24 protein-coding genes are annotated in these 21,612 nt (G+C 38.7%); 6 read left to right on the forward strand and 18 right to left on the reverse strand.

Annotated features, from left to right (window positions below):
• Positions 1-235: 235 nt before the first annotated feature.
• A complete protein-coding gene (locus ACRPLY_RS14490; protein WP_165573333.1) occupies positions 236-382 on the forward strand; it encodes a hypothetical protein in 147 nt (48 codons plus the stop codon).
• 31 nt (positions 383-413) lie between these two features.
• Here the strand turns inward: ACRPLY_RS14490 and ACRPLY_RS14495 are convergent, their stop codons facing one another.
• Positions 414-827 (reverse strand): YppG family protein, encoded by a 414-nt coding sequence (locus ACRPLY_RS14495; RefSeq protein WP_028414073.1) that lies wholly within the window; start codon positions 825-827, stop codon positions 414-416.
• Positions 828-1,057: 230 nt separating this feature from the next.
• Between ACRPLY_RS14495 and ACRPLY_RS14500 the strand changes: the two genes are divergently transcribed.
• Both ACRPLY_RS14500 and ACRPLY_RS14505 read left to right on the forward strand, forming a co-directional pair.
• Positions 1,058-1,252 (forward strand): YppF family protein, encoded by a 195-nt coding sequence (locus ACRPLY_RS14500; RefSeq protein WP_013056115.1) that lies wholly within the window; start codon positions 1,058-1,060, stop codon positions 1,250-1,252.
• A gap of 125 nt (positions 1,253-1,377) precedes the next feature.
• On the forward strand, positions 1,378-1,548 hold the full coding sequence (locus ACRPLY_RS14505) for a hypothetical protein (protein WP_167387310.1): 171 nt from the start codon (positions 1,378-1,380) through the stop codon (positions 1,546-1,548).
• A 93-nt stretch (positions 1,549-1,641) separates the two neighbouring features.
• Here the strand turns inward: ACRPLY_RS14505 and ACRPLY_RS14510 are convergent, their stop codons facing one another.
• Both ACRPLY_RS14510 and ACRPLY_RS14515 read right to left on the reverse strand, forming a co-directional pair.
• On the reverse strand, positions 1,642-1,992 hold the full coding sequence (locus ACRPLY_RS14510) for a YppE family protein (RefSeq protein ID WP_013056113.1): 351 nt from the start codon (positions 1,990-1,992) through the stop codon (positions 1,642-1,644).
• Between the two features lie 45 nt (positions 1,993-2,037).
• A complete protein-coding gene (locus ACRPLY_RS14515; RefSeq protein WP_034266868.1) occupies positions 2,038-2,292 on the reverse strand; it encodes a hypothetical protein in 255 nt (84 codons plus the stop codon).
• A 227-nt stretch (positions 2,293-2,519) separates the two neighbouring features.
• Between ACRPLY_RS14515 and ACRPLY_RS14520 the strand changes: the two genes are divergently transcribed.
• Positions 2,520-2,621, forward strand: coding sequence for a hypothetical protein (locus ACRPLY_RS14520; protein WP_016763465.1), 102 nt, complete (start codon positions 2,520-2,522; stop codon positions 2,619-2,621).
• A gap of 11 nt (positions 2,622-2,632) precedes the next feature.
• Here the strand turns inward: ACRPLY_RS14520 and ACRPLY_RS14525 are convergent, their stop codons facing one another.
• Complete coding sequence (locus ACRPLY_RS14525) at positions 2,633-3,628, reverse strand: DUF2515 family protein (protein ID WP_034266862.1); 996 nt, start codon at positions 3,626-3,628, stop codon at positions 2,633-2,635.
• 73 nt (positions 3,629-3,701) lie between these two features.
• On the opposite strand from ACRPLY_RS14525, the gene recU reads away from it, so the two are divergent.
• Together recU and ACRPLY_RS14535 are read left to right on the forward strand one after the other, a co-directional pair.
• Entirely contained in the window at positions 3,702-4,301 is a 600-nt protein-coding gene (recU, locus tag ACRPLY_RS14530; protein ID WP_432231923.1) for a Holliday junction resolvase RecU, read from the forward strand.
• 63 nt (positions 4,302-4,364) lie between these two features.
• Positions 4,365-7,190, forward strand: coding sequence for a PBP1A family penicillin-binding protein (locus ACRPLY_RS14535; RefSeq protein WP_034266857.1), 2,826 nt, complete (start codon positions 4,365-4,367; stop codon positions 7,188-7,190).
• Positions 7,191-7,225: 35 nt separating this feature from the next.
• Here the strand turns inward: ACRPLY_RS14535 and ACRPLY_RS14540 are convergent, their stop codons facing one another.
• The 14 genes from ACRPLY_RS14540 to ACRPLY_RS14605 all read right to left on the reverse strand — a co-directional run bounded on the left by ACRPLY_RS14540 (position 7,226) and on the right by ACRPLY_RS14605 (position 21,599).
• Positions 7,226-7,726 (reverse strand): YpoC family protein, encoded by a 501-nt coding sequence (locus tag ACRPLY_RS14540; protein WP_302892523.1) that lies wholly within the window; start codon positions 7,724-7,726, stop codon positions 7,226-7,228.
• Positions 7,713-8,384, reverse strand: coding sequence for an endonuclease III (nth, locus tag ACRPLY_RS14545; RefSeq protein ID WP_028414079.1), 672 nt, complete (start codon positions 8,382-8,384; stop codon positions 7,713-7,715). The genes ACRPLY_RS14540 and nth overlap by 14 nt, the downstream gene beginning before the upstream one ends.
• 140 nt (positions 8,385-8,524) lie before the next feature.
• Entirely contained in the window at positions 8,525-9,232 is a 708-nt protein-coding gene (locus tag ACRPLY_RS14550) for a DnaD domain-containing protein (protein ID WP_016763459.1), read from the reverse strand.
• 336 nt (positions 9,233-9,568) lie between these two features.
• Positions 9,569-10,861, reverse strand: coding sequence for an asparagine--tRNA ligase (asnS, locus tag ACRPLY_RS14555; protein WP_033578423.1), 1,293 nt, complete (start codon positions 10,859-10,861; stop codon positions 9,569-9,571).
• A 155-nt stretch (positions 10,862-11,016) separates the two neighbouring features.
• Positions 11,017-12,201 carry a pyridoxal phosphate-dependent aminotransferase gene (locus tag ACRPLY_RS14560; RefSeq protein WP_013082327.1) on the reverse strand — a complete coding sequence of 395 codons (1,185 nt, stop codon included), beginning with the start codon at positions 12,199-12,201 and terminating at the stop codon, positions 11,017-11,019.
• Between the two features lie 132 nt (positions 12,202-12,333).
• Entirely contained in the window at positions 12,334-12,822 is a 489-nt protein-coding gene (locus tag ACRPLY_RS14565; RefSeq protein ID WP_034266853.1) for a DUF5590 domain-containing protein, read from the reverse strand.
• 11 nt (positions 12,823-12,833) lie between these two features.
• Complete coding sequence (locus tag ACRPLY_RS14570) at positions 12,834-13,004, reverse strand: YpmA family protein (RefSeq protein ID WP_013056102.1); 171 nt, start codon at positions 13,002-13,004, stop codon at positions 12,834-12,836.
• Between the two features lie 188 nt (positions 13,005-13,192).
• The gene (locus ACRPLY_RS14575) at positions 13,193-13,990 is read right to left on the reverse strand and encodes a hydrolase (RefSeq protein WP_432231924.1); all 798 of its coding nucleotides are present in this window, start codon (positions 13,988-13,990) and stop codon (positions 13,193-13,195) included.
• Between the two features lie 87 nt (positions 13,991-14,077).
• Positions 14,078-16,879 carry an ATP-dependent DNA helicase DinG gene (gene dinG / locus ACRPLY_RS14580; RefSeq protein ID WP_432231925.1) on the reverse strand — a complete coding sequence of 934 codons (2,802 nt, stop codon included), beginning with the start codon at positions 16,877-16,879 and terminating at the stop codon, positions 14,078-14,080.
• A gap of 202 nt (positions 16,880-17,081) precedes the next feature.
• On the reverse strand, positions 17,082-17,465 hold the full coding sequence (panD, locus tag ACRPLY_RS14585) for an aspartate 1-decarboxylase (protein WP_028407965.1): 384 nt from the start codon (positions 17,463-17,465) through the stop codon (positions 17,082-17,084).
• On the reverse strand, positions 17,466-18,323 hold the full coding sequence (panC, locus tag ACRPLY_RS14590) for a pantoate--beta-alanine ligase (protein WP_033578420.1): 858 nt from the start codon (positions 18,321-18,323) through the stop codon (positions 17,466-17,468).
• Position 18,324: 1 nt separating this feature from the next.
• Positions 18,325-19,158 (reverse strand): 3-methyl-2-oxobutanoate hydroxymethyltransferase, encoded by an 834-nt coding sequence (gene panB, locus ACRPLY_RS14595; RefSeq protein WP_033578419.1) that lies wholly within the window; start codon positions 19,156-19,158, stop codon positions 18,325-18,327.
• A 273-nt stretch (positions 19,159-19,431) separates the two neighbouring features.
• Positions 19,432-20,421: a bifunctional biotin--[acetyl-CoA-carboxylase] synthetase/biotin operon repressor gene (locus ACRPLY_RS14600; RefSeq protein WP_013056096.1), complete on the reverse strand. Its 990-nt coding sequence runs from the start codon at positions 20,419-20,421 to the stop codon at positions 19,432-19,434.
• The gene (locus ACRPLY_RS14605) at positions 20,406-21,599 is read right to left on the reverse strand and encodes a CCA tRNA nucleotidyltransferase (protein WP_028414086.1); all 1,194 of its coding nucleotides are present in this window, start codon (positions 21,597-21,599) and stop codon (positions 20,406-20,408) included. The genes ACRPLY_RS14600 and ACRPLY_RS14605 overlap by 16 nt, the downstream gene beginning before the upstream one ends.
• Positions 21,600-21,612 lie beyond the last annotated feature (13 nt).

Here is a 21,612-nt window from a genome sequence, read left to right on the forward strand (position 1 = left end):
GCTCTCGTCGTTCTACTCGCCGCTCTCGTCGTTCTACTCGCCGCTCTCGTCGTTCTACTCGCCGCTCTCGTCGTTCTCGCCGTTCTTAATTTCCCTAAACACTCATCTTTATTGAAAAAAAAACGCCGAAGAGCCATGAGTGTCTTCGGCGTTTTTTTCCACTTATAGAAGAGGAACATTTGGAAATATACTAAGATGAAGCGTTATTCATTTTACATAGAAAAGGAGAGGTTTTATGAAAAAAAACAAACATCAAATTTCAACTTCATCAACAACAGATGTCGAAGAGATCAAACGTTTAAATGCGCAGTCTGGACTAACTTACAATGAAGTATTTGCACTTCTTGGAGAAAACTATTTGAAAAATCAACAGAAAAAATAATAAGCTGGGACTAGAAAACAACTTCTAGTCCTTATACTTTGAAAATCCCGGAAAACCCTTTCACTAAGGATGTTAATTGGTTCATGGCTCCCATCATCTGTCCCGCAGTATTCATCATTTTGTTCATATCGTAATTGCCATCACTCGATTTAAACTGAGACATTAATGACTGAAATTGAGATGGCTGAGGCTTTTGCTGCTGACCTTTAGGATATGGATTAAAAGGCGCACCTGCATTGTTGTACATGGGCTGCTGGTACATTCCGTTCATATAGGGAATTTGCTGAGGGCCAAAAGGCATTTGTTGCTGAGCGTACGGATGTTGCGGCATATAAGCTTCCGTCCATGGCTGCTGGTGATACTGTGGAAATGGATGTACCTGACTTAAATCAAAACGTTCTGGTTGATGTTGCTCATAATACGGATAGTGCTTACTTGTATACATGCAAAATCAATACCTCCTTTTTAATATTACATAATATATAGTATGTATGCAGAAATAAGAGGTGACGTTCGTCTACTTGTACTTTTGGAGAACGCATTCAAAAATATGTAGGTTTCTGTCGAAAGTTTAAATTTTTCAAAAAAACGAGATTATTTAAATATATGGTACGATAAGAACAAGTGATACTACCTATACGTAGTGGCACAAATGGGGATTAGGAGGGAATTTACATGTATGTGAACGAACTTCAAGAAGCTTTTATTGCGGTGAAACAATATGAGCCGCAGTCAAGTAATGAATTACTCGATTTTGCTCAGCAGCAGTATTTAAAAGGTTTTTTAACTCCTATGAATTACAAAGCCGCTGTACGTGAACTCGAACAAATTGGAGCTACTAAGCCTGATTTTAGTGCACAAGATGATTAATTTTTTTACTACCACTGAGAAATCGGTGGTTTCTTTGTTTCCTATAAAGTGGACACATACTTCTTTTTTGACTTGTTTATACTATAAAGGCTTTAACGTAGTATTCAATAAAGGAGGTTTATTTCATGAGTCGTGGAAAACATTTTGATCATAAAAAACAAGGACAAGGTGCAGTAAATAAAACAAATAACGCCGTTGCTTCTAAACATACCGAAAAAGTTGATTATCATATCGATACAGTTGCTTCACAAGATCACCCAGCTGTTTCTATCCAATCACAAAAAGATTTTGATTAACTTTTTATTGATCATGATAAAATGCCTAAAGAGTTTTCTCTTTAGGCATACATAGAAAATCCCCACCTTATAAGTCTCAACGGAAGGCCGGGATTAATTATTCAATATCGACTCGAGCACATACTTATTTGAGTGATACATCTTTTTAAATCGCTTTTCTCGCGTCTCGGGATAAAATGACTGTAGTACAACGTTTTGTAAATTTTCTTTTAACGTCTCTACTTGATTAACATGAATATATTTTGGTCGCTCTTTCTTCAGCCATTCCGTTACGAGACTAGCCCATTCATCAAGTTCTTTGAAGAAAATGTCTCCATAAGGCTTTACTTCTTCAAAAAATTTCACTTCATAATTTTCTTCCTGTTGAATAGACGCTAATCGTTCTACAGCTACTTCATTATATTGAAACATGATCTCCGTACTTTTTTTCACATCTTCATTCATCGTTATTCGTCACCTCTACGATGACTATTGTAACATAAACAATCTTTATACTGTATGAAGAACCATTTCTCTTCGTCTTCTACTCCATTCTGTTTCGGAAGGCATGCTTTCATACACAGTTACTTCAATTTCTTGCAGCGATTGGTCAATGCGATGAACTTGTTCCATATATGTTTCTTCACAATGTGTAAATGCTTCATTTATAGATGTAGACATCGTTTTATCCACTAGATCTACTTGCTCTAGTAAGCTATCTAATAAAGTCATCATTTCGCTTGTTTTAACCATACTTTGTTTCATCGCCATCCCTCCAAATTTTCCTTTGCATAACGTATTCTCTTTTTTATTCATTGTCCCTTCACACATGACAAAACTAGTTTCTATTCGTCAAAGAAAGATGTTTTCGACATTTTCATTTATGGTGAATCGAAAGAGAACATATTGAAAACACTAGTATAGACATTTCAGCTAAGTGGATACATTCTGCTGCTGAACGTTCATTACAACATGATAGGAGGTGCCTAGATATGGCCAACAAACAGCAAAAATCACAGCCTAAAAATAAGCCTGAAACAAAAACCTACGGTGATCCTAAAAAGTTAAACGGTCCTAACCAGCCTTCTACTTAAGAACAAAACGGTCACTTGTGACCGTTTTTATTTACATTAACTACTTGCGCTACTTTCATTAATATATGCAGCTGCTTTTGCTTTTGAAGATACCACTTTGTAAAATGAACTTTCTTTGGAAAAGGCGGCTTTTTCATGAGCTTTTGTTCCTGTTTTTTTGTTAAAAACCACTCTTCTCTCTTTTTTTCATGATGTCTAATAGCCGGATACACCTTTCGAAGTGCAGGTGTACAGCAACTGGTTTCATCCACAAAATACTGCTCATAATCGTATCTCGAACCCGTATGCTTTGTTTTCAAAGAAAATTCATAAAACAAGGGATAATACTTTTCATGAAATAATAAAGCCGCTAATTTCTTCCCCAAATCAATCCGATTATTTACTTTTGTAAAATCATGAACAGAACAACCGTATAGCTCCCCTTTTGTAGTAGGAAAAAGGACGGAGCTAAAGTGGAATATATCTTGAAAAAAAAACAGCATACTTTTAAATACTCTATCTTGATAAAAAGGCTGTTCAATAACGGGCTTTTGAATAACGTGCTGCTCATTTACAATTAACGCATGAATAAGCTGCAGTTCAGAAGGTTTCTGCATAAATTGCCTCCACTTTTCTTCGATAAAAGATGAAACATTTAAATAGGGAAGTAAATGAACGTAAGAGACATGTTTTTTACGCGAAACAGCATACAATAGTAATTGCGGGAAGGCATCTTTAAAAATAAGCCAATTTGCTCTTTCATACGTCAAAAATAATAAATCGCGCGTTTGCTTTGATAACGCTTTTTTCATTGGTTCTCCTTGCAAATCACACATATTCCACCCTGCGTTGCGCGATACCATACTTGCGAGAAATGCCCACTTTACTTCAGGATATCTATGATAAAAAGTTGCATAAGCTTGGGTTCTTGATATATTATCAATATTCAGCTTGTCTGTTGTTTTATTAATCGCCGTCAACAGCGCTTGTTCCGAACTATTGAGTGACATCTCTTCATCTTCTTTCATCTATTTTTATTTGTAGGATTTGGTATAATAGAATTTGTTTGTTTAATAGATTTACACTAAAGGAGTGATGGTTATGATTCGCTATCCTAACGGAAAGGCCTATAAGCCATTGAATACCAGCAGTCCTTCCCCTAAAAAGCTAGAAGCTAGCTATAGCAATCGTGGTATGACGCTGGAGGACGATTTAAACGAAACAAACGAATACTATGTTTCAAAAGGAATAGCCATTGTTCACAAAAAAACAACCCCTGTTCAAATTGTAAAAGTAGACTATCCGAAGAGAAGTGCCGCTGTTATCAAAGAAGCTTATTTTAAGCAGGCTTCTACTACAGACTATAATGGAATCTATAAAGGAAAACACCTTGACTTTGAAGCAAAAGAAACGAGAAATAAAACCTCATTTCCTCTGCGTAATTTTCATGAACATCAAATTGAACATATGAAGCAAATTGTGAAACAAAACGGGGTTTGTTTCGTTATATTAATGTTCTCTACTTTACAAGAAATATACTTGTTCGAAGCACAGTTCCTTTTTCCTTATTGGGATGCCATGAAAAAAGATGGACGAAAATCAATCCCTAAGGCAGATATTGAAAAAAAAGGACATTTCATCGAACTTGGTTACCATCCGAGAATCGATTACATAAAAACTATAGATAAATTATACTTTTAAGAGTATGATATATATGTTTACGGAAATCATTCTCTTACAATGCGTTGAAAGGTAGGAGTTTTTATGTCAGATAATTATCGCTCTCGTGAAGAACGACGAAGAGCTATGAATGACAACAAACCAGAAGGTAAATCTCAAGGAAAACCGAAAAAGAAGAAAAAAGGAGGCCTATTTCGTAAAATTGTTGCCGCAGTTTTACTGATAGGAATCATCGGGCTCATTGCCGGAGTGGGAACTTTTTTTGCTATGATAAGCGATGCTCCAAAAGTTGATGACTCGGTATTAAAAAACTCTTTTTCATCTAAAGTATATGCAAACGATGGAAAGACAGTTGTAAAAGAAATTGGAGCTCAAAAACGTACATATGTGCAATACGATGAAATCCCTCAAGTCGTCAAAAACGCATTTATCGCTACGGAAGACGTTCGTTTTTATAAACATCACGGCGTCGACTTTTACCGTATTGGCGGAGCATTAATGGCGAACTTTAAAAACGGCTTCGGTGCTGAGGGCGGTAGTACGATTACTCAGCAAGTGGTAAAGAATTCGTTCTTATCACCAAAGAAGACGGTTAAACGTAAAGTACAAGAAATGTGGTTAGCTTACCAACTTGAGCGCAAATATTCGAAGCAACAAATTCTTGAAATGTATTTAAACAAAATATATTTCGCATCAGGTGAAGTATACGGTATTGAACGAGCAGCTGAGAAATTTTACGGAGTTAAAAGCGTAAAAGATTTAACCCTTGATGAAGCTGCTATGTTGGCAGGCTTACCAAAAGCGCCAACTACTTATAACCCAGTTACAAACCCAGAGAATGCTACTAAACGCCGTAACACAGTATTAAACTTAATGGCTAAAAACGGCTTCATTACACAAGCCGAAGCCGACAAAGCAAAACAAGTAGATGTACAGGCTCACTTAGCTAAACAAACTGAATCAACATCTAAGTACGATGTATTTATTGATCAAGTAATCGAGGAAGTAAAAAAGAAAACAGACGCGGATCCATTTTCTGCGGGCTTAGAAATTTATACAACGCTTGACACGAATGCTCAGGACTATGTGGATGATGTGATGAATAACAAAGTAGTCAACTTCCCGAACGATAAATTCCAAGCAGGTCTTGTCGTTGTAGATAATGAAACAGGCGGTATTCAAGCAATTGGAGGCGGACGTAACCGTGTGTCAGGCGGCTTGAACTTTGCAACAAATATGAGACGCCAGCCCGGCTCAACAATTAAGCCGATCTTAGATTACGGTCCAGCGATTGAGAACTTAAAGTGGTCTACTGGACAACCGATAAAAGATGAAGAATATCATTATTCAAACGGCACGCCAATCCGAAATTTTGGACGCAACTATAAAGGGTGGGTTTCAGCGCGTGAAGCTTTAGGACGCTCACTGAACATCCCTGCTTTAAAAGCGTTTCAAGCAACCGGTGCTGACAAAGCAAAAGAGTTCGCTACGGGCCTTGGGCTAAAATTAGATGAAGAAGACGGCGAAGCTTATTCTGAATCTTATTCTATCGGAGGCTTCCGTACAGGTGTTACACCTCTGCAAATGGCTGGAGCCTATAGTGCTTTTGCAAATGAAGGTATGTACAATGCACCGCATACAGTGACAAAGGTAAAATTCCCTGATGGAACAGAAATTGATTTAACGCCAAAACCAAAACGCGCAATGCAAGATTACACGGCGTTTATGATGACGGACATGATGAAATCTGTTGTAAACGAATCCTATGGTACAGCTCGTGCTGTTCGTACACCAGGATTAGAAATTGCGGGTAAAACAGGAACTTCGAACTTTAGTGCTGACGAGAAAAAACGATACAACATTCCAGACGCTGGTGAAAAAGACGTGTGGTTTAATGGATTTACGCCAAACTATACGATTTCCGTATGGACAGGCTATGAAACTGCTAAAGACGGCTATATTTTAAGTCCTAATGAAACAGGCATGGCAAAAAATATCTTTAAGCATGTTATTACTCATATTTCTGAAGGCAAACCTAAAGGAAGTTTCAAGCAGCCGGACAGCGTAGTTGAACGTTCCGTGGAAAAACCAACGGGCAAAGACTTAAAACGCCCAAGCGGCTCTACTCCTTCTAGCTTAATTACAAAAGAATACTTTGTGCGCGGTACTGCACCGACAAAAGTATCTCAAACGTTTGTGAAGAAAGAAAAAGAAGAAAAGAAAGAAGATAAAAAAGAGGACAAAAAAGAGAAAAAAGACAATAAAGATGTGAAGCCAAAAATTACTGCTTCGTATAGCGGAGGAGCAATTTCAGTTAACTGGTCAGCGTCAAACGCAGCCAGTGATACGACCTTTACAGTCACAATGTCTTCTCCTAACGGTTCTGAACAACTCGCATCTGGCGCAGGAGCCGGTGGAAAAACAATTTCCAATCCAGCACCAGGCTCAACGTATAGTTTCACCGTAACAACAAATACGGGCCAAAGCGCTAGTTCTTCTGTAAAAGTTCCTGATTCATCAGATCAAGCTACCGAAGATAATTCTACTAAGCCTGAAGATGACGGAACAACGGACGATAATCAAAATGAAGACAATAGCAACACTGATCAAAACAACGGCTCTGATCAAGGTGACGATTCATCTACTCAGCCGGATGATAACCAAAACAGCAATAATGGCAGCAATAGCGGCGGTAACAATAGCGGAAATACCGATAATAACAATAACGATAGCGGCAATGCTAACGATGGTAATAGCGGCAACAACAACAATAATAACGGAGGCACAACTCCTCCTCCAGCAGACAACGGTGGAAGTGACTCAGGAAGTCAAACACCACAAACTCCTGCTACACCATCGACGCCGTCAACACCTGCTACACCGCAGCAAGAGCCAACAACTGAAAATTAACGCAGCAGTAAAAAGCCCCTACACGTGTAGGGGCTTTATTTCTTGTGAAGAATAAGCATTTTTGCATACTGCTTACGCAACTCATTAAATAATTCTGTCAGCTGAATATACGCTTGATAAGAAGAAACTCGCTGCAGCAAAAACATAAGCCTCTCAGCACAGTTAATAGGCTTATAGATTAGGTCCGCTATGTCTTCTTGCAGCTGATTTAAACGCCGAACGGGCTGTCCATTAATCCAAAACAGTAAACTAATATACATAGCAGCAGCTTGTTTCATACAAGGCGCTGCTTCTTTTGCTTTTCGCTGAGAAAAAAGCGTATGCAGTTCTTCCCTTTGAGTTTCCCACTTTTCAAAAAATGGCCGTATGTTCTTTTGAACATCCCTCCAAGGTGTTTTCGTTTCTTTATGTACATCGTATAAAATATCATAAGCAAAATAATTTCTTCCATTTTTTGTATCTAATTCAAGAACCCGATCTTCTTTTGAATAAAATGGTTCGCATATGAAATGTGACGGCACTTCAATCGGTAACATCTGTCTTCTTCTCTTTTCCTTTCATTCGTTTCTTTCCTTCTCGGCAAAGATCAAGAAGCGGGCAGACATGACATTGAGGAGACTGTGCTTTACAGTGATAGCGTCCAAAAAAGATAAGTCGATGATGCGTAACGGACCATTCATCTTTCGGAATTTTTCTCATCAGCGTTTTTTCTACTTCTAAAACTGAATCTTTCCACCTGCAAATCCCAAGGCGTTTACTTACACGTTCTACATGCGTGTCTACGGCTATTGACGGTACTCCAAAAGCTACGGATACAACAACATTAGCCGTCTTACGCCCTACTCCCGGAAGATTGGTCAGCTCATCACGATCTTTCGGAACTTCTCCTCCGTATTCATCAATGAGCATACGGCAGAGCTTTTGAATGTTTTTAGCTTTATTTCTATATAAGCCAATTGATCTAATATCTTGCTGCAGCTCTTCTAACGAAACGGCTAAATAGTCTTCAGGCGTTTGATATTTCTTGAATAAATCCGCTGTTACGCGGTTGACTAAAGCATCTGTGCACTGAGCAGATAGCGCCACGGCAATGACTAAATCAAAGGGATTCCGATGATTCAACTCACAGTGGGCGTCAGGAAACATTTCTGCCATAGCATCTAGGCACTGTCTGATTTGTTTTAACGTTAACATACTAGTTCTCCTTCTTCTTACAGGTAGTTCCCTCCTATTTTACAATAGGGTTCCTGTCAAATGCTACTTTTGTCCATACTCTTTTAAAAAAGCTGCTTCAAGATTCAATTACTTGGATCTTGAAGCAGCTTTTTATCCTGTCATTGCTCTAGCCAGTTAAAAAAAGGAATGGCTGATGTAGACTGAGAAGGGTTAACAGAAGATAGTTTTTTGGGCTGTTGATTTTGACGAAATTTTTGGCTATGCTTGCGGGCTTGATCAATGGTCTGAATGCCATTTTTCTTCCATTCAAATAAAATACGATCAATATACCGGAAGTTTAATTTTCCAGACATCACCGACTCTCTTAGTGCCGCTTTAATAATAATGGGATCGTGATGATCTTGATCAATCCACATCGCTAGCGTTTCGCATTCAAACGGAGACAATGCTCTGCCAAACTCTTTTTCAAACATTGTATATAAATTAAGCTCTTCTTGTTCTTCTTCGCTTTTTTCTACTTCTCTTGTTTCTTGCATCATATGATGAATAAGCTTTTCCCAAAGCGGTTTTAATGAATAACGTTCACAAATAAGGGCGTTTTGCTGTTGATCTTGCTCAATAGATAAAAAGCCGCGCTGAATTAATGCTCGCAGCGTATCCATACACACAGCACTTGAAATACTCATTTTTGCCGCCAATTCGTTAGGTGTCGGGAAACCTTCACCGCCTTCAATGGAAACATAAATATGCATTAACGTCATGAATTCCGTTTCGTTCATTCCCAAATCGCTATAGTGATTAAACAGCAGCTTCGGAATTGAAACTGTGCCTTGTTCAAACCATTCAATTAACGTTTCTTTTTTCATATCCGAACACCTCAGTAGTTAGTATATCATGAAGTTTATGGTCAAAGTAATAATTATTCGAAGCTAAAAAAGCTTCTATGTAAAACTTTCCGCTGAAACCGTACCATTGCTCTGCACATATAAAATATATACGAACGATGACTTCCTTCCAAGAATATTACACTAACTTATTTTTTCGAGAATTGCAACTCCCTTTTAAGTTAGACTCTCTTCTATGTTTGCCGTTGTTTCCTTGTGATATAAGTAAAAACCTCGTTTTTCTTTTCTTTTTATGATTCATAAAAAAAAGCTAAAAAAGTATCCTGACTACAGGAGTCAGAATACTTTTTCACTTCCTTACGGGTATAAACGGTTTAATAAGCGTGGGAATGGAATCGTTTCACGAACGTGTTCTACGCCGCTAATCCATGCTACTGTACGCTCAAGGCCTAAACCAAATCCTGAATGTGGAACTGAGCCATACTTACGAAGCTCTAAATACCACTTGTATGTTTCTGTATCTAATTTGTGCTCTTCTACACGCTGAGCTAAAAGCTCTTGATCATGAATACGTTCAGAGCCTCCAATGATTTCTCCGTAGCCTTCTGGTGCGATTAAGTCTGCACATAATACTACGTCTTCATTTGTTGGATCTGGCTGCATATAAAATGGTTTTAATGACGTTGGATAGTGTGTAATGAATACCGGCTTGTCATAGCTTTCTGCGATAGCCGTTTCATGCGGTGCTCCAAAGTCATCTCCCCACTGAATGTCTGTAAATCCTTTTTCATGTAAGAATTTAAGAGCCTCATCGTACGAAATACGAGGGAATGGCGCTTTAATTTGTTCTAACTTAGATGTATCACGGCCTAGTACATTTAACTCTAACTTACAGTTTGTTAAAACAGACTGTACGACATGAGACACATACTCTTCCTGTACTTTCAAGTTATCTTCGAATTGGTAGAAAGCCATCTCTGGTTCAATCATCCAAAACTCAATTAAATGACGGCGTGTTTTAGATTTTTCAGCGCGGAACGTTGGACCGAATGAAAATACTTTTCCAAGCGCCATTGCCGCTGCTTCCATATAAAGCTGTCCACTTTGAGAAAGATATGCATCTTCGTCAAAATATTTCGTGTGGAATAATTCTGTTGTTCCTTCAGGAGCACTTCCTGTTAGGATTGGAGGATCTACTTTTGTAAACCCGTTTTCGTTAAAGAATTCATACGTTGCACGAATGATTTCGTTACGAACCTTCATAACAGCATGTTGACGTTTAGAACGCAGCCATAAATGACGGTTATCCATTAAGAACTCTGTTCCATGTTCTTTTGGCGTAATTGGGTAATCAACAGCTTCATGAATAACTTCAAGGCTTGTAACTGTTAACTCATAGCCAAACGGTGAGCGCTCATCTTCGCGTACCACACCTGTTACATATAGTGATGATTCTTGCGTCATAGATTTAGCTAATTTAAAAGTTTCTTCTTCTACTTCAGCTTTTACAACTACCCCTTGCATGAATCCTGATCCATCGCGTAGCTGTAAAAAGGCAATTTTACCACTTGAACGTTTATTCGCTAACCAAGCACCAATTGTTACTTCTTTTCCTACATGCTTGTTTGCTTCTGAAATCGTAATTTTCACGATTAATATCCCTCCAAAAAACTTACATTTCGTAATTATGTATGCCATCCTATTATACATTTCGACAAACATAATAACAAGTAACAAACAAAAAGAGCCTTCTAACACGTGTGATTTGTGCTAAAAGGCTCTTTTGTTTTTAAATATAATCTTTTTTATTTCATATGACGAGTCATGAATGATTGAATTCGTTCCAATGCCTTTTCTAGCAGATCTAGTGATGTAGCATAAGAAAGACGTACGTTTTCAGGTGAACCGAATCCTGATCCAGGCACTAGCGCTACCTTCTCTTCTTCTAAAATAGCTTCTACCCATGCATCAACTGTATCAAAGCCAGTTAACTTTGCAGCTTCAATTGCATTAGGGAATAAGTAGAAAGCACCCTGTGGTTTTAAGCATGAGAACCCTGGAATGTTAATCAGCTTTTCATGAATCACGTTTAGACGCTCTTCAAAAGCTTGTCGCATCATTTCCACCGGCTCCTGAGTGCCGTTATAAGCAGCGATTGTTGCATATTGAGCAATAGATGTTGGATTTGACGTGCTGTGACTCGCTAGGTTTGTCATCGCTTTAATAACTGTAGCATCACCAGCTGCATATCCAATGCGCCAGCCCGTCATGGAATGTGACTTAGAAACACCGTTAATGATAATTGTTTTTTCTTTTAACGCTGGTGAAAGCTGTGCAATCGATACATGTTCATTTTGACCATACACAAGCTTTTCATAAATTTCATCTGATACGATAAAAATATCGTGCTTCAAGCAAACTTCTCCTAAAGCTTGAAGCTCTTCTCTTGTGTAAATCATACCCGTTGGGTTGCTTGGTGAATTGATAATAACAGCTTTAGTTTTAGCAGTAATAGCCGCTTCTAATTGTTCAGGTGTGATTTTAAATTCGTTATTTTCAGAACCTTCAACGAATACTGGTGTACCTTCTGCTAACTTTACTTGCTCAGGATAACTTACCCAGTAAGGAGTTGGGATAATTACTTCGTCACCTTCGTCTAACAGAACTTGAAATAACGTATACAGTGCGTGCTTAGCACCTGTACAAACAATAATTTCAGAAGGTGAATACGTCAGGCCTTGATCGCGTTTGAATTTTTCAATTACCGCTTCTTTTAATGGTGCAAGACCGCCTGCTGGCGTATATTTTGTCTGACCATCATTCATTGCTGTAACAGCCGCTTCTAAAATGTGCTGCGGCGTATTAAAATCAGGTTCCCCTGCTCCAAGTCCAATCACATCATGACCAGCCGCTTTCAATTCTTTCGCTTTTGCTGTAATCGCTAATGTTGATGATGGCGTTAATGCTGATACACGTTTTGCTAACTTCACTAAAATCTCCCCCTATGAACTAAAGCTATAATCAGCCTCAGGCTGATTATAGATAAAAAATTGGCTTCATTTTCATAAAGCGCTGAAATCTTATATTATGACACATATGACATTTCATATGGTATAAACGATTTATGATTGAGATAAGCTGTATCGTTTTATAAATTCACCGCTAGAGAAATCAAGATAATAGTATGTTAAATGTTTCTTATCTTTATCCACATATGTTACTTCCCACAGCGGCTTTTTATTTTCAATGCCTAGGCGCACCGACTTAATTTCCTGCGGATTTTTATCATTTTTCACAATGGAAATGGCTTTCTCTTTTGTGATCCCGCTGCTTGCTTTCTTTAAAACAGCTGTTTGTTTTTTGCTTTTAGGCACCCAAGCAATTACCTTTTGATTGCTTCGGTTTGTACCTTCTACTACATAAAATGCATGATTGCCGAAATATGGCTGGGTGCTTGTGACAGATTTCAAATTAAATTCTTTTTTTGCTTGGGATGCTGCTTTTTCCTCAGCAGACTGAACATCCTTCACAGACGAGTGATAAATGCTAAAAGAAATGCCTCCGATAATTAAAAGCACAGCAGCTACCGCTACAATAATTAACTTTTTCATAAAATCCCTACTTATGTACGATAAATTGTAAATACAGCTTTGCTTTGATCTTCTTCATCTAACGCTAATCCGAACATCAAATCTTGCTTTTTCAACGTGCGATTCAAACTATCAACAATTTTATATAAATCCGAGGAATTTTCCACGCGGACAGTTGATAATACTTCAATCCTGCTTTCCATTGTAAACCTCCTAGCTCGTCTATCACGACGCAAAAATGACGATATCCGTATTATAACAGGTATCAAAAACCATCGTCATCTTTTTCACTCATCAATCCAGCCCGTACGTTTTGCGTAAAAACCGAATAAATAAGTAAACATATATAATATTATAAGGAATTTACCTCTTTTTGCAAAAGGAAATTTGTTTATTTTGCAGAAAATTTCATCACATCATAGGATTTTAGCGACATTTTAATAGAGTAAGCGCTCCCCTCTCTTACGTCATATAATTCAATCCATTCAGCTGTTAAATTTGAAAGCAGTCGAGGGGAATAGGAACGCCCTGGTTTCGTAAACGAAACGGCAAGCTGTATATCTAATTGCTTCAAAAATGTATTCGAAAAAAACGTTCCCTCTCCAAAATTAGGAATTTTCAATATATCTACATGAGTAAGGGGAATGCGTAAAAACTTTTCCTCTACTTCATCTGAGCCGCTCATGGCATATAGAACTCGGTGCTCTCCAATCGTGAATAATAGATCCATAGCCGCTGTTTTTTGCTTCGATGCATGCAAGACATCAACGTGTATATTATCCGTTAACTGAAATAAATCATTTTCTTTCCACTTCTCTGTTTGAAATTCCGCCTGGTACTGAGCCGGCACAATAATACGCTCTATATGATAATCCTTCACAGCTCGCTGAACATTTGAATCATAGTACTTTTGCTGTTTCGTAATTATTAATTGGTTGATTTTTTTTACTTTATATCGCTGCAGCCACTTGTTTAGCTCGGGATAGGAAGATGCACTCCCGGTATTTACTAAAATCGCCTCACCGCTTCCGTCTTGAATCAGACTTGCTTCTCCATCTGAAAGAGGCAGAAAGGTGATCACTACTTCATCAGCTTGCAAACCAAAATCTACGTTTTTAATGACGGCTGCTGAAACCGAACAGGTCATAAAACTAAAAAACAGTACAGCACTTAGCAATATTTTAATCATACACTGTCCTCATTTGCTTATCATAGTATATTACTATCGTCTCTCAAGTGAAGAAACAGTATGCATAAAAAAAGACTTAAGCTATGCTCAAGTCTTTTCATTCCACCATTCTTTGTAGTCCAGTAAGATATTTGAAAACGTTTTTTGAACAACCTGGACTTTTGGAAGCGAGTGAAGGAAATGGTATCCATATGCTGTTCGCGTAATACGATTATCAAAAATAAATATAGCTCCCCGGTCACTTTTTGAACGAATCAACCGTCCAAATCCTTGTTTAAAACGGATAACGGCTTGAGGAAGTGAATAATTCATAAAGGGACTTTTCCCTTCTTTTTTCATCTGCTCAAATTTAGCTGTCAACAGAGGTTGATTTGGAGATGAAAAAGGAAGTCTGACTATTACGAGACATGATAATAAATCTCCTGGCAAATCAATTCCTTCCCACAGACTGTTTGTACCCAAAAGAATGGAATGCTCAAATTGACTGAAGTCTTTTAACAGTCTATTGCGATTTCTAGTTGTGACTCCTTGACCAAGCAGGACAAACTCTTCAAGATCGTTTAACTCTTTCAAATAACCATATGTAGCTTTCAACATGTCATATGAAGTAAAAAGCACCAGCATACGGCCATTTGTTACTTTGGCTACGTCAAGAATACTTTCTGCCATCATAGCGCTATACTCATATAATGATACTTCGTTAACAGCAGGCATATCCTGAGGAATATAGACTCTAGCTTGCTTCTCGTAATCAAACTCGGAAGGAAGAATGAGTTGAGCAGGCTGAAAGTCATATAACCCTAGCTCTTGAATTAAATAATCAAATGTTCCATTCACCGTCAATGTAGCCGATGTTAAAATAACGCTTTGTTTCTTAGCGAAAAATTCATCAGCCAGCGTATCGGCAATGGAAGTAGGCTGACTATAGATATACGTAGCATTTGCTGCTCCTTTTGGCTCAATTTCAAACCACGTTACGTAATTGCTCTGCTGTTTGAACAAAAGCTTTTCTATTTGCTGAGATATATGCTCAAATCCTTTAACAGCCGTTTGAAATTCATGAAGAGATGACTGTTCATTTTTTGTGGCTTTGTCATATAGATCGTCAAAGGAATGTCTTGCCCCATCATTCCATGTAAAAAGATCGTGAATTAAAAAACGAATGCGCGACGCTGCTTCTTGAATAGCCGTCCAGTAATGCCCATGCTCTTTTTCCACTTTGTACCGATAGCTGCTTCTTCCAATCTCGCCCTGCTGATTGCCGATTCTTTTTTGAACAAAAGAATGAATTAAACGAAATAAGTCATCACACTCAGAATGAAGCTGCACAAACAGATTTTGAAGAAATTCAGTGTTAAGATCGATGCTATATTTTACAAGCGTATGATGAACTTTTTTTAACAGCCCTTTGTCTTGAATGGTTCCGATTCGGTTTAATAGCGCATGAACCGCAAAATAATCTAAGCGCTCTCCCAGTTCTTCTCCGGCAATGTCTTCTAAGTGATGAGCCTCGTCAATAATAATTTGTTCATAATCAGGTAGCAGCTCATGATTACTCATCACATCCATCAACAGTAAGCGATGATTTGTCACTACTATATGGGCATTTTGCGCTCTGTTCTGCGCTCGTTCATAAAAAGAATAAAGCTTCCAAGGATGCTTAAAGTCACTTGGAGACGGATTGCTTTCATTTAGCTGTTCCCAAAAAAGTTTACCCCCAGAAGGCAGGTTTATTTCATCGCTGTCGCCCGTTTCCGTTTCCGTCAGCCAAATAAGCAGCTTCGCTTTTGTGAGGATCGCATCGTAATTATTATTTCGCTCTTTTAAGAGCTGAATGAATTTTCTTATACTAATGTAATGTTCTCTTCCTTTTAAAACAGCTGCTGTGACAGGAAACGGCACAATCTTTTCTAAAATGGGCACATCTTTTTCGACGATTTGCTGCTGAAGCGTTACCGTGTTAGTTGAGATAATGACTGGGTGGTGATGAACAGAAGCATAAAACACGGCAGGAACTAAATAAGCGTAGGTTTTACCAATACCGGTCCCCGCTTCAATTAAAGCATGCTCGTTGCCTGCAAAGCACTCTTGTACAAAGTTCATCATCTCCCACTGCCCTTTTCGTTCTTCAAACAATGGCAGAGCCTGATGGAACAGCTTTTGCTTTTCAGTTTCAAATATTTCGTAAGTATGAGAGTGCTGCTTTTCATTAGCTGAATGCGGCTGATATTTGTTTAGCGCAATGCCGTGTATAAATTCATAAGAATCATCCTCGGCATAACTTTTATCATCTATAACTTGTTGAATCAGTTCTCCAATTTCACTTTTAAAGTGTAAGCTTAGCGCGTATAGCTGCTTCAAGGTTGTTAAAGGGAGCTTCTTTAATTTTTCAATTAGTAAAAGTAAAATACGTGCCGTTACTTCTGCATCACTATCTGCTTGATGAGGGTTTTCATGTTCAATATGTAAATACTCAGCTAATTGACTAAGTTTGTACCCATCAACTGTAGGCAGCAGAATCCGGGCCAGTTCGACGGTATCCACGGTTGAATTATAAAGCGTCTCCATCCCGCACTGATAGAGTTCTTCTTGTAAAAAAGTTAAATCAAATGCCACATTATGTGCAACAAAATAAGCATCATCTAGCAATTCTATAATTTTAGGTGAAATTTCTTCAAATAAAGGCGCATCTTTCACCATATCATTTTGAATGTTAGTTAGTTGTGTAATAAAAGGCGGAATATCCATACCAGGATTTAAAAAACTAGAAAAACGTTCAACAATTTTGCCGTCTTCTACTATGACAGCAGCAAATTGAATCATTTTATCTCCTTGTTTTGGAGAATGTCCCGTCGTTTCAAGATCTACCACAACAAAGCGTTTATTCACGGTCAACACCTCGCAAGTCTGTCTTTTTATAGTATAAAGTGAAAGCCTGCTCTATATGCTTTAAAAGCGCAACTCCTTCTCGTGAAAAACAGAGAGGCTTTCATACATAGAAGTTTTACTTTAGTGTGTATAGAGGTTTATACCGTTCACTTACTAGCGTATGTATTCAAATAAAAATCCCCCTCATAAAGGGGGACTGTTCTTATAGAATTGTACCAGCTGGTTCTTGTTTAAGCAATTGTTGGATTTTATTCTGCTCATTCATAATCGCTACGGTTGGATGATGGTGAGCTACTTCTTCATTTGCTACGAGCGCATAAGAGATAATGATGACGATATCTCCAGGCTGCACGAGTCTTGCAGCAGCTCCATTTAAACAAACTACGCCGCTCCCTCGTTCGCCGGGAATCACGTACGTTTCCAAGCGAGCTCCGTTATTATTGTTTACAATTTGGACTTTTTCGTTTGCTGCAATTCCTACTGCGTCGATAATATCTTCATCAATGGTGATGCTGCCAACATAATTTAAGTTGGCTTCAGTTACATGAGCTCTGTGTATTTTAGCGTTCATCATCGTGCGAAACATTTAGTTATCCCCCTGTACGTCTACAATTACATTATCAATTAAACGAGCTTTAGAGAATTGAACAGCTAAAGCGATAATGATTTTTCCAGCGGCTTTCTTAATTGGTTTTAGCTCTGGATACGTATAAACCTCGATATAATCCACTTTACCGCTCGTATGTTGCTCAATTTCTTTTCGAATGGTCCCTTTAATGATTTCTACTTGCTTCTCTCCGCCTTCAAGAAGCTGCAGAGCGCTTTGTAAACTCTTAAATAAAACAGGTGCCTCTTCTCTTTCTTTATCTGTTAAATATACGTTACGAGAACTTTTAGCTAATCCATCTGCTTCTCTCACCGTATCTACTGCTCTAAGCTCCACCGGGAAATTAAAATCTTCAATTAAACCATCTACTACAGCAACTTGCTGCGCATCTTTTTTACCAAAGTATGCACGATCTGGGGTTACAATGTGAAAAAGCTTTGTTAGTACCGTGGCTACTCCGTCAAAATGACCAGGGCGCTTCTGTCCACACAATACGTCTACACGATCTCTCACGGTTATAGCAACTGAACGGCTTGACTTATACATTTCCTCTACTGAAGGATAAAATAAATAGTCGACGTTAGCTTCTTTTGCCACGCGCTCATCGCGCTCAAAATCTCTTGGATACGTATCAAAATCTTCATTTGGTCCAAATTGAGTCGGGTTCACAAAAATACTTAGCGCCACTACTTCATTTTCTGTGCGAGCTGCTCCAAGCAGAGTAGCATGGCCTTCATGCAAATAGCCCATCGTCGGGACAAATCCAATTGAACGTCCAAGCTGCTTTTCTTTTTTCATCTCCTGCTGCATGTCTTTAATTGTTGTAATGACTTTCATCTTATTTCCCTCCGTACAGTGCCGTTAACTGCTCTTCTTTCATTGAAAAAGTATGTGCTTCTTTCGGAAACTCTCTTTTTTTCACTTCACTTACATACTGAGAAAGCCCCTGTAAAATAGGCTCATTTATTTTCGCAAATGACTGAACAAATTTGGGCACACGCTCTACGCCGTACGTTAATACATCGTGGTATACAAGTACTTGACCATCCGTGTCAGCTCCTGCTCCGATTCCGATTGTTGGAATGCTTAAGCGTTCAGCTACTTGTTTTGCTACTTGTTTAGGAACACACTCTAATACAACAGCAATAGCTCCCGCCTGCTCACACTTGATTGCGTCTTGGATTAGCTGTTTGGCTTCTTTCGCTTCTTTCCCTTGCACTTTATAACCGCCCAGAACACCGACAGACTGAGGTGTTAACCCGAGATGTGCAACAGCCGGAATACCAGCTTGCGTCAATTCTGAAATTGTATAGAGAACATCGTTTGCACCTTCTACTTTTAAAGCATGAGCTCCGCTTTCCTGCATAATGCGAGCAGCATTTTTCATCGTGTCTTCTTTCGACACGTGATAGGACATAAACGGCATGTCGGTGACGATAAATGTATCACTAGCCCCTCTTTTAACCGCTTTTGTATGATGAATCATATCATCTACCGTTACAGGAATCGTAGAGTCATATCCTAAAACGACCATTCCTAGAGAGTCGCCTACTAAAATCATGTCTACGCCTGCTTCTTCAGCGTACTTAGCTGACGGATAATCGTACGCAGTCAGCATCACAATTGGTTCATTGTTTTGTTTCATACGTAAAAAATCTAATTTTGTTTTCACTAACTTTCTCCTCCTTCTCAGAGGAGATGAGCGCACGTCTGCACACAAAAAAGCCCTTCTACCTATAAAAGGAAGAAGGACTTTGACAGACTTCATCTATAAAAAGCACACTTTACCTAATGTGCTTACCTACGCGTCATCCCTCTGTCCTAGTCCTTAATGGATCAAGGCAGATTTATTGTCGTATTAAAAATAAACAAACGAGTATCAAGTGAAGTTCTTTCGATACTACCTTGATACTCGTATTATAATAAAAATTTCTTTATTTTTCTACTATTTTTTAGCAGAGAGCTCAATATCTGCAGAATGAATTCGGTGTATAACACCTTCATCGTCTTCAATCAATAAAACGCCTTCATCTGTTATACCTTTTGCAAAGCCTTCAATGTTGGCTGTCATCGTCCGTGCTATAATTCGCTTTCCAATGCTGATTGCATACGTTTCCCAAAGAACTTTAATTAAACCAAAGCCATTTTTTAAGTATTCTTCATAAAGGGTTTCTAACTTTAAGAAAAACGCTTGCATCAAAGCGGCACGATTAATTTCTTCACCTTTTTCAATACGTAAAGATGTGGCAATGTGTTTGATTTGTTCATTAAAATCCGTTTCCTGCTGATTCACATTAATGCCGATTCCAATGATGACCGAATGAATCCGGTCAAAATCAGCCTGCATTTCCGTTAAAATCCCAACTAGCTTCTTCCCATTTAATAAAACATCATTCGGCCATTTAATGTCTGGAGAAAGGTTCGTCACTTCTTGAATGGCCTGTACAACAGCCACTGCTGATAGTAAAGTCAGCTGAGGAGCCTGCTGCGGAGGGATAGAAGGACGCAGTATAATACTCATCCAGGCACCAGTATATTTTGGGGAGTACCACGCTCTATCAAGTCTTCCTCTTCCTGCCGTTTGCTCTTCAGCAACTACGACCGTTCCTTCTTTTGCTCCTTCTTGAGCAATTCGATGAGCAATTTTTTGAGTAGAATGCACGCTTTCCTCATAGTGAATATACTGGCCGATTTTTGTTGTTTGAAGTCCTAATAAAAGCTCGTTGCTGCTTACTTTGTTCGGCTTCCCAACAATGCGATAGCCTTTTTTACGAACAGCTTCAAGTTCATAGCCGTCTTTTCGTAGCTCTTCGATATGCTTCCATACAGCTGTTCTTGAACAGCCTAATAAATCGCTGATCTTTTGGCCGGACACATAGTCCCCATCTGCGTTCGTAAACATTTCAAGCAGCGTTCTTCTTATATCTGACTGCAAGACTGCACCCACTTTCTTATTGAAGATTTCGTGTTCATTAACTCATTGTATAGAACTTTCTCCTCAATTTCTTTTAATAGTTGAGACACCCATGGACCACCCTTTTTACCTGTCCATACTAAAAGATCTTGACCATTTATATCTAAATCTTTTAAAGAATGAATAGGCAGCTCGCTATAGATGTAAAGAAGCTCATGTTCATTCATATACTCATTGCTTCGAAGAAGTTGTAAAATACGATTCACGCTCACGCTGGCCTGCTCTCCAATTGTATACATGATACGTTTTGACCATCCATTTTCCAAAACGTCCCGAAGACCAATAGACTGAAGCTGAATATCTTTAATTTGCTTATTAGATAATTTCCAGCTTTTAAAAAATGCCTGCTTGTCTTGAATGTCGAGCAGATGTACAAGAAGTGTCCATGACTCCGATACTCGCTGAAGCATCATCCAATCGTGTGCACAAACAGATCGGAATTTTTGCGGATCTACATTCAATTCGGGTAAGTAGCGATACAGCTCCGTATCTGCTACAAGTGCTAATGCTAAAGACGGCCGCTTTCCGCTCAGCATTTTTTCGAATTCAACTGTAATGCGTTCAATAGAAACATGCCTCAGTAGTTCACCGTATTGCTGAATGGCTCTTTTAGTTTGATCAGACAGCGAAAACGCCAGCTGACTGACAAAGCGAACGGCTCTCATCATACGAAGAGCATCTTCATGAAAGCGTTCTTTAGCATTTCCGACAGTACGAATTAACTGGTTTCGCAAATCTTCCCTTCCATTAAATGGATCAATAATTTCTCCTTTTGCATTCATAGCCATTGCATTAATTGTAAAATCGCGACGCTGCAAATCTTCTATCAGAGACGAAATAAACGTAACGGACGAGGGACGACGAAAATCATCATATTCTCCCTCAGAGCGAAAAGTGGTCACCTCATAGGTCTCGTTCTCATGGACAACGACAACCGTACCATGCTCGATTCCTACATGAATCGTCTTAGGAAAGAGTTCCATCACTTGTTCCGGCCTAGCTGACGTAGCGATATCAATATCTCCAATCGCCCGATTTAAAATGAGATCCCGGACCGCTCCTCCAACAAAATACGCTTCGTAACCGGCTGTCTCCAGTTTTTCAATAATATAAAGCGGATGAATGAACGGTTCTTTCATAACGTCCTCCATT

It is taken from the genome of Priestia sp. TGN 0903, from assembly GCF_050846855.1.
Classification (GTDB): Bacteria; Bacillota; Bacilli; order Bacillales; family Bacillaceae_H; genus Priestia; species Priestia zanthoxyli.